Here is a 12,464-nt window from a genome sequence, read left to right as displayed (position 1 = left end):
AGCGGCCAAGGCACTTGCTCTGAAATCTGGCGATGACACGCAGTGGATATGGCGCACGAATGAATCGATGCCGGAATTGCCAGCCCGAGCGCGTCCATAACGCACAGGTGGATTCGCCGGCGTCGGGTGGCGCTGTGCCGTAGGTAGTACATCAGCCGATGGCGAAACATCGCTTCTTTCGCGCTGCTTGTTTCTGGTGCGTTTCCTGTGCATCCGTGAACATCATGCTGCTTCGGTTGCCAATGCAACCCCAACCAACCCGACCGCACTTTATGTATCACCAACAGCTAAGCGAGATATGTTTCGAAGAGACCTACACCGTGCCAATCGATCAGACGGCACGTTCACTGTTCACCCGTTTACCGCATGGGAAACACTATGCCGAGACGCTCATCGAGTGTCTGGCCACCGGGTACCTGATCGCGGTTGTCGAGTCAATTTGCATCCGGGAGATGCAGCTGCAGATCGATCCTTCGGCGGAGGTGGTTGTCGGTCGAACCATTCACCTTGAGCATTGTGGCCCGATACCGCCCGGCGCAACGATTCGTCTGCAGGGCTGGGTAGAACGGCTGGGCCAGCGTAGCGCCACGTTTTGCATCAGGGCTTACGACGACCATGAACTCGTTTGCGATGGCAAGGTGACGTTGGTGGCGGCAGACCGTGCATCGATGGAGTCAAAAATTGCGACCAAGGTAAACGATCTTCTGAAGATTGACGTCGTTTCATAGAGGCAGAACAGCCCGGGAGCAGGTGTCTACTTACGAATCGATGAATTGGGCGCTGCTTGCGCCCCACCACGTCAGACAAGCCGGTTGACACAGCCGTTTTGCACGAGAGCATGAATCAGCGAATTCTTTCGCGATTCATGAAGGAGTGCATCCATGTCGAATGCAGTGGTCAAGGTCAATGGCAGCCAGGCTACGCTGCCCACCGTGCTCGGGCAAGGCCTGGCACGGATTCCTACCGGCGGAAAAATCCGCGCCGGTATTAAAGTTCTGACGGCAAAGGCGGCCGCACACCCCGATGCCCGCGCTATTTACGAGCGGGGCATGGCGGAGGGCGAATCGTTTATCCAAATTGAACAGGCGCTTGCCGCAGCACTGCCCCAGCTGAAAGCCCCGCTCATCCCCAAGAACGTGTCCTGGTTCACGGTTCGTGGCCAGGACTTTTCTAACCCAGAGATCGCCCGCCAGATTCTGGAGGCTCACAGCGAAGACCGAGGTGATGGCATCAAACGCCTCTACCGTTTTCCGGTGGTATTTCCCTCCGACTTTTGGCAGGTGGTAATGCCCCACGAACTGGCGGCCTGGGGTGCGGCAGAGAAGCGCTACTGGTCTGAATACTCGCCGGATGGCCGTGTGCGCTACTGCAAGCAGCACGCGTCCGTGCCGTTTGATGACACTGGCAAGCGGGTGATTCGTCTGTTTGGCGGGCGCAAGACGATGTTGCGTGAGCAGAACGGTGGTTTGTGTGACCCGGAATCCTGTAGTGAATACCAACTTCGCCAGTGCAACCTGACCGGGCGTTTCCTCTTTTTCATCCCGGGCATCCGCTCGATCAGCGCCTTCGAGTTGCATACGAACAGCTTTTACGCCATGAACATGGCGATCCAGAAGTTCGAGACCATCAGCTTCCTGCGCGGAGGGCGTATCTCGGGTTTTCTGGATAGCCAGCGCACGCCGTTTTATTTGACCAAGAAGCTGATGGAGGTGGCGCGTATCGACGAACAGGGCAGAGCGGTGCGGGTGCCGCAATGGATCATTGATCTGGAAGCCCCCGTCGATGTGACGGCGTTGATACGCCACAACGAGGATGAAGGTGCTGTCATCGTGCAGGCTCGGCAGGCGGTTCAGGTGCTGGAAGGTGCCAAGGGTCTGGAAGACGGCGCTGCAGTTGCCAATCAGATGTCCCCAGCAACAGAGCCAGCCGATAGCCAACCCGATGACAAGGTAGATTGGAAAGATATCGCCGTGAAAGGGCCGACGTTCGAACAGGTCAGTGATCGGGCCAAGTCGTATGGCATCGATCGGACCCAGTACGAAGCCTACGCTAACCAGCGCTGGGGCCCTGGCTGGCGCTTGAATGCTTTCGGTCGCCAACGCGCTTATGACGAGCTGGAGCGTTATCGGAACGACCCGAAGGGCTATCTCGACAAGATCGACTGCGCGATACGGGGGCGGGCGTGAGCGGGCAGGAGTCCGTCAAGACCGCGTTTGGCTCCGAGCACGCCCTTGATGATTTGGAAATCAAGGGGAAGCTGTTGAAGCCTTCACATATTTACCAGACACCCGTTCAGGAGTTCGCCATGATCCGTATTGCCCAGTTTTCTGATCTTCACTACAGCGCCAAGAATCTGGTCGAGGCTGACCGGTGCTTTCGCCATGCAGTGGACCGCGCCATCGCTTTGAAGGTCGACGCTGCCGTCGTGTCCGGCGACTCGACGGACCATGCGCTGGACCTGCATTCACCCGCAGTGGAGCGCTTGGCGCGCAACATCCGGCGTCTGGCTGACCATTGCCCGGTGCTGATGCTGCAGGGCACGTTCTCGCATGAACCGCCAGGCGCCCTGTCTATGTTCCGGCTGTTGGGTGGACGCTACCCGGTGCACGTCGCCGACCGGATCGGTCAGGTGGGGCTCACGGCTGACGGGCGTTGGGTGGCGTCGGAAGACTGGCAGTTCATAGTCCTGCCTATTGGGTTGCGGGCCTTGTTTTCTTGCGTGCCAACGGTGAACAAGGCGGCTGTGGCGGCCACCGTGGGTGCCAGCTCAGCGGCAGAAGCTGTGGGGGAGCATCTTGCCCTGCTGCTTCGTGGGTTCGCAGCCAGCAACCAGGCGGCACGTGCACAGGGCCTGCCCACCATCGGGGTGTCGCACGGTACGGTGTTTGGTTGCATTTCAGAGCATGGCGTGCCCATGGCAGGCTTTGACCACGAATTCACAACCGGCGCGCTGTTTGCCGCAGAGGCTCAAGCCTTCATGCTGGGCCACATTCACCGGCATCAGGCCTGGGAGAACAAGACTGCGGCGTTTGAGGGCAGGGCGGGACATCAGTGCATCGCCTATCCCGGCTCCATCGGGCGCTTTCATTACGGCGAGGAGGGTGAGAAGGGCTTCCTGGTATGGGACATCGGCGCGGGCGAGGTGCGCTTCACGCTGGAGCCCACGCCGGCGCGCCGTACCCTTGACATCGTGTTTGAAGGCAAGCCCGATCTGGCCGGGCTGCGTGAAGCAGTCGAGCGGGAAGACATTGCCGGGGCCTTCGTTCGGGTGCGCTGGACCGTGGCCGACGAGGATCGGCACGAAGTGGACCGCACGGCGATGCAGGCACTGTTGGCGGGCGCAGCGGAAGTCAAGCTCGAAGGACGCATCGTGCCGGTGGTGCGCACACGGGCGGCGGGAATCTCCCAACTTGCCAGCCTCGCGGACAAGGTGCGGGTTTGGGCCACATCTACTGAAGCGAAGCCCCAGCCGCTGCTCGATTGCCTTCAGGTGCTGGCAAGTCAGACGCCAGAAGCGATTGCCGAGCGAATCCTGTGCTGGACTGCGGTGCCCGCAGCGGAAGTCATGACGGAGTTGTCATTGACCGAAGACGCAGAAGCGGAGTCCGCACTGTTGTTCTGACGGGGCCACCCAAGGCGCGAATGGACTTGAACAAAGCCCATCGTGCGCGAGACTGGTTCCATCCTCTATATGGAGCACGATCATGCAAGTACTTTCACTGACCCTCAAGGGGTTTCGGGGCATCCACGATGTTTTGGGGCGTGATGAACTGAGCCTGGACTTCGAACGGTTGGCCGATGGCGCCGAGCTGGTCGCCATCGCTTGCGCCAATGGGCGGGGCAAGACCACCGTTATGGACAATATGCATCCCTTATGTTGATTTTGGTGTGTCAACACAGGACATCTGTCACCTGTGGGCCGACTCAGAATTGCACCGACACATGCTGCGCATGCGAACCGTAACTTCCCTCCTCAGTGTCTTGGTTGCCCGCTCAAGCCGCCTTGAGGTACATGTCGATGTGCATGGAGGTGAAGGGGCACACCACGCCGCCACTTTCGGTACGTTCTACCAGGCCTAGTTCAGCCAGCGTCAGCACGTCCTCATGCACGCGCTTCACATCGCGCCCCACTGCACGGGCCAGTTCCCGCACCGATAGTTCACCCTTACCCTGACAAGCCCGGACAATCTCCCAGCGCTTCTCAGAAAGCTGACCGAAGAAGTGACCAGGGCTCTCAAAGTTTAAGACTTCGCCTTGATAGGTATCGGCCTTGGCTAACTGCCCCGACGCGCGCAAAGCAGCTTGCCAGTCCGATTGCATGGTGATGGTGAGGTAACGATTCATCATGGTGCTCTCCGGGCGGCGACTGCCGCAATAAAGTCTTCAACCAACTGATCTACACCGACAAAGGCGTACGGAAACTCCTGTCCGTCGAGATGACAGTGGTCACCTTTGCCACGCTCATTGTCAAAGCCAACAACGCGCACGCCATTCAGGGCATACACCGCCCGGTATTTGTAGCCATGCTCTGTGGGCGGCACCGGCGCAGGAACCTTCCAGACCACCAGTTCAATCACCCCGCCTTCGGGTGTGATGTTCTTGAACTTGGTAATCAATCGCGCTTGCATGTTGGCAATTATGCCAACAACAGGGCCGATGGTCAATACTTCGAGGGATGCAAGGGAGCCAGTTGGCCCAGGGGTAGGGCGTGCAAGTCTTTATTGGTCAATTTATCGGCCGGCCGACGCCTTGTGCAGCTCCGTTCAATGACGAGCGCCCACTTTCCGTCAATACCTCTGGCTGTTGAGGGCCCCTTGCAGATTTTTGCCGAGGTCACGCCTCGACCCGGCGCAGTCCGAGGCCCCCGATTCCGCCATCATTGGACTTGATAAAACCGCTGCCCATGAGATTCTGATCGGACCTTCACTTTTAAGGCCAACCATGCAACCTCTCTCACTCACCCTCAAGGGCTTTCGCGGCATCCGCGATGGCCTGGGTCTCGATGAACTCACGCTGGACTTTGAACGCTTGGCTGACGGCGCCGAATTGATCGCCATCGCCGGTGCAAACGGAAGCGGAAAAACCACGATCATGGACAACCTCTCGCCGTTTGCCACGCTGCCGAGCCGCGCAGCGATGGCGGGGTCGGGTGGTTTCTCCTACTACGACCATGTTTATCTACCCGAAAACGAGAAAGACCTGACCTGGGCGCACGAAGGCCGCAGCTACCGTTCGCAGGTGGTCATTCGGCTCAACGGCCGACGCAAGACCGAAGCCTTCCTGCACGTGCTCGACGACAGCGGACGCTGGCAGCCAATGCGCCTCGACGACGGCACGGTGTCCGATGGCAAGGTGGAGACCTATACGCGCTGCGTAGAAAACGTCTGCGGTAGCGCCGAGACGTTCTTCACTTCCGTGTTCTCGGCCCAAGGCAAGCGGCAGCTCAACACTTACCGGAACGCCGAAATCAAGACCTTGCTCGCCGACCTGCTCGGACAGGAGGAAATCCGTGCCCTGGGACAGAAAGCGTCGGAGACGGCTCGGCTGCTCAAGGCCGGTCTCATGGCAATCCGACAGGAAATGGCCGGATTGGACGTGGAGGGTGAGCAGCTGAGCGCCGAACAGTATCGGCTCGGCAGCGCGGCTGACCGGGTCACCCAGGGGCTGGCGGTGCGCCTGGAGGCGCAGCACGTGCTCGATACCGCCCAAGCAAGACATGCGCAGTTGATGGCCGGGCGCGAGCAATCGCGGGCCACCGAGGCGCGTCGCGTTCAACTGGTGGCCGAGCGCCAATCCGTGGCCGACGTTGGCTCGCAGACCGAAAGCGCGCTCAAGGCGCAGGACAAGGGAGAGGGCCTGCGTCTCGAACGGCTGGATCAGCGCATTGCCGACCGCGTGCAGCAAGAGCGTACCCGGCGTCAGTCTCTGGCGCAATCGCGGCGGCGATGTCTGGAAATACTCGCCGGGGCCGACGCGGTGCGGCGTGCGGGCAAGCGCCTGCCGTTGGCCGAGCGGGTGCTGTCCCTGCGCAGCGTGCGCACCGGTGCGTGCCGCCTGCAAGCGCAACGGCTGACACAGAGCCAGGGGACTGAGCGCCTGATCCAACAGAAGGTGTCCAGCATCGAGCGGGATGCGGGCCAGGCCGTACTCAAGGCCGACGAGCTTGTCCATCGGTTCGGACTGACCGGGGAGGTGCCTTGTGCTGGAACCGATTTGCAGGGCCGGTGCCGGTTGCTCGGCGATGCGCACGAGGCGCAGGCTCTGGTTCCCAGCGCCCGGGCCCAGATCGTCCACCTGACCCAGGAGAAGGCGCAGGCGCAACGCGACCTGGCCGCTGTCCGCCGACAGAGCGAGGCGCTGATGGGGGCACCACGGGCATTGGCATGGGCCGAGCACCTCGAAGCCATTGCGCGAGACCGCGTTACCCGTCTGTCCGTGCTGGTCGCGAAGGCCGGAGAGTGTGCACAGGCGCAGATGACGTTGGCCGATATTGCACAGGAACTGGCTGCGCTGGGGCACAGCGACGTAGCAGCCAACGGCGCCGAGACATCTGAGGAACGGACCGAACGCCAGCAGATTGCTGCGTCGCGGCGAGCGATTGCGGAACAGTCGGAGCGGCAAGTTCGGCAATCGAGTGCGGCGCTGGCTCGCCTGGATGACGCCCTTGCGGCGCTGCCGACAGCGTATGACGAGCAACGGCTGGTCCAGGCCGCGAAATCATTGTCGGATGCCCGCGCTGAGGTGGCTTCAACCGAACAGTCACACCTGGCGGCCGTGCGGGACGCGCAGAATCTGGAAGCACTGTTGCAGCAGTCGGTCGCACTGGCCACCCGGCGAGAAAAGGTCGATGCGCGCAGGGCCCATGTTGAAAGCGAACTGGGCAACTGGAACCTCTTCGCGCGCTGCATGAGCAACGACGGCTTGATCGCGCTGGCGATCGATGACGCCGGCCCAGCGCTGTCGGTACTGGCCAACGACCTGCTGCTGGCGTGCTATGGGCCGCGCTTTACGGTGTCCATCCACACCCTGCTGGAAACTGCCAAGGGCGAACAGAAGGAAGGCTTCGACATTGTGGTACACGATGGAGAGACCGACGACAGCAAGAGCGTGGGCCTGATGAGCGGCGGCGAACGCACGTTCGTGGAGGTCTGCCTGACTCGCGCGATCGCACTGTACCTGGCGCAGAACACGGGGCGGCGGTATACGACGCTGTTCTCGGACGAGGCGGATGGCGCGCTCGATCCAGAGCGCAAGCGCATGTTCATGGCGATGAAACGCGAGGTATTGCGCCTGGGTGGCTACGAACGCGAGTTCTTTGTCTCGCAGACGCCGCAACTGACGGCGATGGCGGATGCTGTGATCGATCTGGATACGTTGAAAGTCGGGGCCCGGGAGTCAGGATGTGTCGCCGCTGCAGTCTGAACCATTCCGGGCCTACGCGGGTCAACCGATACCCGCGCGTGTTGTGCTTCCCGTCTGTGTCGCCATCGGAGCGGTCTGTGCTGAATCGAGATCACCTGCGGTTTGATGTTGCGATGCACTTGGGCGATCTCGCGTTCACGTCGCTTCAGCTGCATCCGGCTTTCCTGCCAAGCGCGAAGTAGTGGTCGACCAGCGCAGTCAGGATTTGACAGGCTCCCAAGTCGTCGATCAGCGCATCTGATACCGGGCGACACCGGTCTCATCCAGCTCGGCTTTTGCCTCGCCTCGATGCAGTAGATAGTTCAAACAGGCCAGGCTCTCGCCCGTGGCCAGGTTCAACAGGCTGCCGTCGGTCTCGCCGATACTGCGCCCAAACAGGGCGGCAAACACATCGATCGCGCGCCTGGGTTCTTTCAGGGTGTGGCGCAAACGGTCCAGTGTGCGCTCCTGCGATGCTGCCAGGTAGTGCAGCCGGGCGTGCAGGCCGCGAAAACAGTCGTTGTGAGATGGCAAGACAAGCACATCGTCGGGCACCTCGCGTTTGATCTTGGCCAATGACTCCAGCCACGCACGCATGGGGTTGGCGTCCGGTTCGGTGGGGTGGACGGATACATTGGAGGAGATGCGGGGCAACACCTGGTCACCCGAGATCAATAATTTCAGATCGACGCAGTACAGGCAGGCGTGCTCGGGCGAATGACCGGTGCCAACGATAACGCGCCAGGTGTTGGCGCCGATCCTGATCTCTTCGCCATCCTGGATGCGCCGATAGCTGTTAGGCAAGGCATGGATATATTTGCCAAAGTTACCAAAGCGGGCCTGGTAGTTTTCTATGGCACTGCTGCTCCAGCCAGCACTGTGGTAGAACGTGACACCATCCTCGGGCGCCTCGCGGCCCGTGTCGGCAGTTAACACGCGGCAGTTCAGGTATTCCAGCTGGGTCATCCACAGACGGCAGTTGAATTTTCGCGTCAGCCAGCCTGCCATTCCGATATGGTCTGGATGCATGTGGGTGCCAAAAACTCGCGTCAAAGGGCGCTGTTCGTTTGCATTGGCAAATAAATCGCGCCATGCCGCCACGGTTTCGTCGGTACGCATGCCGGTGTCAACCACGGCCCAGCCATCGTCGTCTTCGAGCCCCCAGACATTGATGTGATTGAGCGCCATGGGCAGTGGCATGCGCATCCAGACCACGCCGGGCGCGATCGCGATCACTTTGCCAGCTTCAGGCGGCGATGCGAATGGATAAATGAGTGTCGGCTTCTCAAGCCTGTCGCGTTGAAGCGAGATGTCAGTCATAGGCGGCGACTTTCGCAAGAATCTATCAGAAGGGCAATAGTACCTGTGTTGGTACGTCAGTGTCCTTGCATCCATTGCGAAGGGGGCAGTGGTGGTTCAGCGAGTGCGCTCCCGCAGGAGAGAAGCGGTCCAATGCCTTGGGTGACTCGGCATAACGAGTGTTTGACGCGGACAGTGGCCTGTATCTGGTCCTAAACTCTGGGCGGCGCTATGCCACGCTATTCTCTGATGAGTCCGATGGACCATTGGATTCTGAGCGCAAACGCATGTTCATGGCGATGAAACGGGAAGTCTTGCGTCTGGGCGGCTATTAACGGGAGTTTTTTGTTTCACAGACGCCAGAGCTGACGGCCATGGCCGATGTGGTGATTGACCTGGATGCGCAGATCAAGTCAGCGCATGCGGCGCAATGCCTGACCGTTTGATGCGACATCCCAACTTCAGGCTTGGTTTCACTTTTGGCAAAATACGCACAAAGAATTTATCAGCACATCGCGATGACAAGGGAGCCTGTTTGACACCTGAACGATTTCACACCCATTCCATGGGGCCGGATGAAGCGGCCCTGCGCGCTGCATTCCTCCACTGCAGCGCGCTGATGCAACAGCGCAATAGCGCGAACATGGGTTTGGCCGTCCACAACAAAAGCAATCTGGACGGCGTTGTGCGCACCGTCTTTGGCGACAGCGTGGTCAAGGTGCTGGACCGGGACAATAAACTGGACCTGAAAGGGATCACGATCCACCTGCTGACCGAGAAAATCCAACTCCGCAAGCTGGAAGGTCCGGTCGTGGCTGCCTTCGTTGACCCCCACAAGCTGGACAAGATCGTGTCCAGCGCAGGGGTTACCGACATTGTTTTTGTGCCATGGGCGGCGGAAGAGCTTCCGATCTATTTGGCAGAGCATCCTTTGTCGCAGGAGATTTTTCGCACGCCACCACTCGACGAACCGGTACCCACCATGGTGTGACTCGATGACGAGTGGCTTGTCGGGCATTGCTCTGTTATTGCGCTACTGAAAAATCCGCGGCTCTATCGTTTCTCCCCGCATGAACGCAATGTAGGCGCAGGCCTTGCCCATGTCCTTGAACCGGGCAATCACTTCATTGAGATGAAGGACGGCCCAGGGGAGTTCAGATACGTTTGATGGCTGCAAACTGAGCTCTGGCTCCCGGTAGGCAGGGTGACGGTACAGCGTCCGCCCCGACTTCCAGTCGATGATATGCAGCACGCATGCCGTGAGGACGGCACCGCCGCCCGACTCGCCTTCTTCTACCAGCAGAGGGACTTTGAGACTACCGCCTGAGCGGCCAATCTTGCCGACCACGTCATATTCATTCAACCACGGTTCTCCAGTGAGGGTGTTGCCCAACACGAGCCGCACTTTATCGCCTGTCCGACGCCGAGATTCAAGGACGGCAGCAGCTTTGGGATCCGTTCCCGGGTCAAAGTAGGTCTGACGGGTCAGGGCTGAGCGGGACCACGCCGAAACCGCATCCTCGTACTTCTTGTACCCGGCGAGCGCCGCGTAATCGTTCGGGGTGAAGAACAAGTCGGCTCGGTTCAGGCGCTGCGCAATCTGATTCGCATGATCGCGGGCATTGTCGAAACCAAAGCAGCTGTAGCCATAGTCGGTGGCGATCACGTACAGTTTCTGCTCGGTGTTGAGGGTAACCTGCTGGGTCGAACGTTCCTTTCCCAGCAGGATGTTGTCAGTTTGCATATCTTGCTCCAAAAGAAACAGGGCGTCGGCCTTACAGCGCGACGCCCTGAGTGACTTGAGACCACCTTGTGGTGGCCGATAAGATTCATCCGGCCAGCAGCACCTCGGGTGGCTGGTTAATGTGGTGTCGGACCATGCGGTTGCCGACATGGAACAACTGGTCCAGGTACACGGCTTCCAACAAGCTGTCGGGTACCTCGATGCCCAGTTCAATCAGCTTGTCCGACACCGTGTTGATGTCGGTCCAGTCGCGTTGGGGTTCATGGAGACTGCTGTAGAGGACACATTCCTCCGCTGCTGCGCGAGCGTCTTCATGACACAGCACCTGCAGGAAAAGATCGTTCAGCGGTCGGTCATAGCCGGCGATCACCACGACTTCGTCGCCTTGGTAGCGCGTGCGGACAGAATGCTGACTCACAACGCCTCTCCTGGGATGCCGAAGACCGGAAGCCCATCAATGACGGCCGAATCGGCATCGAACTTCAGCCAGACGATACCGGCCCGTTCCGCCACTTCAAAGACGGCCGCCAAGTCGGCTTCCGTCGGGATGTCGTAGCGCGGCGAACCGACATAGACAAAGCCGCCATGTGCGGTGGGGTAGGCGTTGACCGAGAGGTCGTTGCCCATCAACTTTAGGCGTGTGGCTGGCGTCAGGTGCGTACTCGACAGTGCCGCCAGGGGCTCGGCCTGCTGGCGCAAGCTGGTGACAGTGGATTCATCCATGGGGGACTCCTTGGGGTTGGGGTGATGGGCTCGCTGCACGGCGGGCACGGGACGAACGGCTGAAGTCCATGCCGCAGGCGCGGCAGCGAAACCAGCGCAATGGGCCGAGTTGGCCCAGCAAGGCCCCGAAGTCCAAACAGACGGGGCAATGGGGTGGTGTAGATGCAGGCATCGTTTCTCCTTCATGACATTGAAGGACTCACTAACCCCGCGAGGCTGGTGAGCCCCTCGGGGTAAGAATTCCTTGACGGACACTCAGGTCAAGGCGTCAGATCAGACCGCGTTCGGAAAAACTGAGTACCGTGCCGCCCGCCACAATCATGTGATCGACCACGCGCACGTCCACCAGGCTCAGCGCCTGCTTCAGCGTCTGTGTTAGGAACTCATCTGCGCGACTGGGCTCCGCATGGCCGCTGGGATGATTGTGCGCAACGACCACGGCAGCGGCGTTGCGGGAAATCGCACCCTTGACCAATTCCCTCGGATAAACGCTGGTCTGAGTCAAAGTGCCTCGGAACAGTTCGACGGCCTCGATCAACTGGAGTTGGGCGGTCAGGTACAGCACCAGAAACACTTCGTGCTCCAGGTTCGCACAGTGCAGGCATAACCAATCCCGCAGCACCTGTGGCGTACCCATGACCGGACCAGTGCACATCTGCGCTTGCAGGTCACGTAAGAGCAATTCGCGGGCCACACCGAGTTTGCGGCTGACTACAGAATCGTTGGCAGCTACCCCTTGGTAGGCTGATTCACTATCACCCACATGGGGTGTGGTTGCAATGTAATCCCTGACCGTTGGCGCGAGCAACTCGCGAACCAGGTCGGCACGGGACAGAAAGGATGGATTCAAGGCGTTCTCCTCTATGGTTAAACAGAAAAGCGGAAACGCCGATCCCGAAGGGAACAAGGTTCCCGCTCGGGATGCGCATGCCAGGGCATGCGCGGTTGGTAAGGCAGGTGTCGACTGCGACGCCGGCAAAGACCGGATGAGCACCCCACGATGGAGTGCACAGAGATCACCTGCAGAGTCTGGCGCAGTGATGGGCGGGGTTCAAGGATGGCCGCCACTACACCACCGGTAAATGTCACCAAAGCCGGAGAGATTTGGGTGGTGTGTTCCGGGGGGCGACTGACTGTCATCGGATGCGTTGCATGGGCGCGACGGGTTGTTCCAGATGGGGCGCAACTCGCAGTGGCGTGACACTGACCTGTGACTGTGGTCGCGGTGGAAATATCTTTATAGCCCACCCCGTAAAACCAGAGACATGCGCGTCAGATTCGGCCAAGATACCCGAAA

The 12,464-nt window shown here is 60.0% G+C and carries 13 protein-coding genes and 1 pseudogene; 7 read left to right on the top strand and 7 right to left on the bottom strand.

Translation table 11 applies throughout. The annotated features are described in order from the left end of the window. Positions 1–272 precede the first annotated feature (272 nt). From WA157_RS06750 to WA157_RS06735, 4 genes are all read left to right on the top strand, one after another. A complete protein-coding gene (locus WA157_RS06750; protein ID WP_422620223.1) occupies positions 273–728 on the top strand; it encodes a thioesterase family protein in 456 nt (151 codons plus the stop codon). Between the two features lie 153 nt (positions 729–881). Further along, positions 882–2,186 carry a hypothetical protein gene (locus tag WA157_RS06745; protein WP_422620222.1) on the top strand — a complete coding sequence of 435 codons (1,305 nt, stop codon included), beginning with the start codon at positions 882–884 and terminating at the stop codon, positions 2,184–2,186. 119 nt (positions 2,187–2,305) lie between these two features. Beyond that, positions 2,306–3,622 (top strand): metallophosphoesterase family protein, encoded by a 1,317-nt coding sequence (locus WA157_RS06740; protein WP_422620221.1) that lies wholly within the window; start codon positions 2,306–2,308, stop codon positions 3,620–3,622. 82 nt (positions 3,623–3,704) lie between these two features. Further along, positions 3,705–3,881, top strand: a complete 177-nt coding sequence (locus WA157_RS06735; RefSeq protein WP_422620220.1) for a hypothetical protein — start codon at positions 3,705–3,707, stop codon at positions 3,879–3,881. 112 nt (positions 3,882–3,993) lie between these two features. Here WA157_RS06735 and WA157_RS06730 read toward each other — a convergent pair whose 3' ends face one another. After that, positions 3,994–4,347, bottom strand: a complete 354-nt coding sequence (locus WA157_RS06730) for a hypothetical protein (protein ID WP_296161688.1) — start codon at positions 4,345–4,347, stop codon at positions 3,994–3,996. Continuing rightward, positions 4,344–4,628 (bottom strand): toxin-antitoxin system TumE family protein, encoded by a 285-nt coding sequence (locus WA157_RS06725; protein WP_296161690.1) that lies wholly within the window; start codon positions 4,626–4,628, stop codon positions 4,344–4,346. The genes WA157_RS06730 and WA157_RS06725 overlap by 4 nt, the downstream gene beginning before the upstream one ends. Positions 4,629–4,941: 313 nt before the next feature. Between WA157_RS06725 and WA157_RS06720 the strand changes: the two genes are divergently transcribed. Beyond that, the gene (locus WA157_RS06720) at positions 4,942–7,422 is read left to right on the top strand and encodes an AAA family ATPase (protein ID WP_309373100.1); all 2,481 of its coding nucleotides are present in this window, start codon (positions 4,942–4,944) and stop codon (positions 7,420–7,422) included. A gap of 228 nt (positions 7,423–7,650) precedes the next feature. On the opposite strand, the gene WA157_RS06715 is transcribed toward WA157_RS06720, so the two are convergent. Then, entirely contained in the window at positions 7,651–8,721 is a 1,071-nt protein-coding gene (locus tag WA157_RS06715; protein ID WP_422620219.1) for an MBL fold metallo-hydrolase, read from the bottom strand. Positions 8,722–8,874: 153 nt separating this feature from the next. On the opposite strand from WA157_RS06715, the pseudogene WA157_RS06710 reads away from it, so the two are divergent. Continuing rightward, positions 8,875–9,146 (top strand): annotated as a pseudogene (locus tag WA157_RS06710) (hypothetical protein); the annotation flags it as partial. An 89-nt stretch (positions 9,147–9,235) separates the two neighbouring features. Next, on the top strand, positions 9,236–9,691 hold the full coding sequence (locus WA157_RS06705) for a hypothetical protein (protein WP_422620218.1): 456 nt from the start codon (positions 9,236–9,238) through the stop codon (positions 9,689–9,691). A gap of 42 nt (positions 9,692–9,733) precedes the next feature. Here the strand turns inward: WA157_RS06705 and WA157_RS06700 are convergent, their stop codons facing one another. From WA157_RS06700 to WA157_RS06685, 4 genes are all read right to left on the bottom strand, one after another. Continuing rightward, positions 9,734–10,444 carry a hypothetical protein gene (locus WA157_RS06700; protein ID WP_422620217.1) on the bottom strand — a complete coding sequence of 237 codons (711 nt, stop codon included), beginning with the start codon at positions 10,442–10,444 and terminating at the stop codon, positions 9,734–9,736. An 85-nt stretch (positions 10,445–10,529) separates the two neighbouring features. Continuing rightward, on the bottom strand, positions 10,530–10,862 hold the full coding sequence (locus WA157_RS06695; RefSeq protein WP_422620216.1) for a hypothetical protein: 333 nt from the start codon (positions 10,860–10,862) through the stop codon (positions 10,530–10,532). After that, positions 10,859–11,167 (bottom strand): hypothetical protein, encoded by a 309-nt coding sequence (locus WA157_RS06690; protein WP_296161699.1) that lies wholly within the window; start codon positions 11,165–11,167, stop codon positions 10,859–10,861. The genes WA157_RS06695 and WA157_RS06690 overlap by 4 nt, the downstream gene beginning before the upstream one ends. Before the next feature lie 268 nt (positions 11,168–11,435). Continuing rightward, positions 11,436–12,017, bottom strand: coding sequence for a JAB domain-containing protein (locus WA157_RS06685; protein ID WP_405048359.1), 582 nt, complete (start codon positions 12,015–12,017; stop codon positions 11,436–11,438). Positions 12,018–12,464 lie beyond the last annotated feature (447 nt).

It is taken from the genome of Rhodoferax ferrireducens, assembly GCF_049302455.1.
GTDB lineage: Bacteria > Pseudomonadota > Gammaproteobacteria > Burkholderiales > Burkholderiaceae_C > Rhodoferax > Rhodoferax ferrireducens_B.
This window is presented reverse-complemented; position numbering and strand designations above follow the sequence as displayed.

Excerpts from the sequence above, each read along its gene's own strand:
- WA157_RS06690 (WP_296161699.1), bottom strand. The coding sequence starts at position 11,167 with ATGGATGAATCCACTGTCACCAGCTTGCGCCAGCAGGCCGAGCCCCTG.
- WA157_RS06730 (WP_296161688.1), bottom strand. The coding sequence starts at position 4,347 with ATGATGAATCGTTACCTCACCATCACCATGCAATCGGACTGGCAAGCT.
- WA157_RS06725 (WP_296161690.1), bottom strand. The coding sequence starts at position 4,628 with ATGCAAGCGCGATTGATTACCAAGTTCAAGAACATCACACCCGAAGGC.
- WA157_RS06700 (WP_422620217.1), bottom strand. The coding sequence starts at position 10,444 with ATGCAAACTGACAACATCCTGCTGGGAAAGGAACGTTCGACCCAGCAG.
- WA157_RS06740 (WP_422620221.1), top strand. The coding sequence starts at position 2,306 with ATGATCCGTATTGCCCAGTTTTCTGATCTTCACTACAGCGCCAAGAAT.
- WA157_RS06735 (WP_422620220.1), top strand. The coding sequence starts at position 3,705 with ATGCAAGTACTTTCACTGACCCTCAAGGGGTTTCGGGGCATCCACGAT.
- WA157_RS06715 (WP_422620219.1), bottom strand. The coding sequence starts at position 8,721 with ATGACTGACATCTCGCTTCAACGCGACAGGCTTGAGAAGCCGACACTC.
- WA157_RS06720 (WP_309373100.1), top strand. The coding sequence starts at position 4,942 with ATGCAACCTCTCTCACTCACCCTCAAGGGCTTTCGCGGCATCCGCGAT.
- WA157_RS06745 (WP_422620222.1), top strand. The coding sequence starts at position 882 with ATGTCGAATGCAGTGGTCAAGGTCAATGGCAGCCAGGCTACGCTGCCC.
- WA157_RS06750 (WP_422620223.1), top strand. The coding sequence starts at position 273 with ATGTATCACCAACAGCTAAGCGAGATATGTTTCGAAGAGACCTACACC.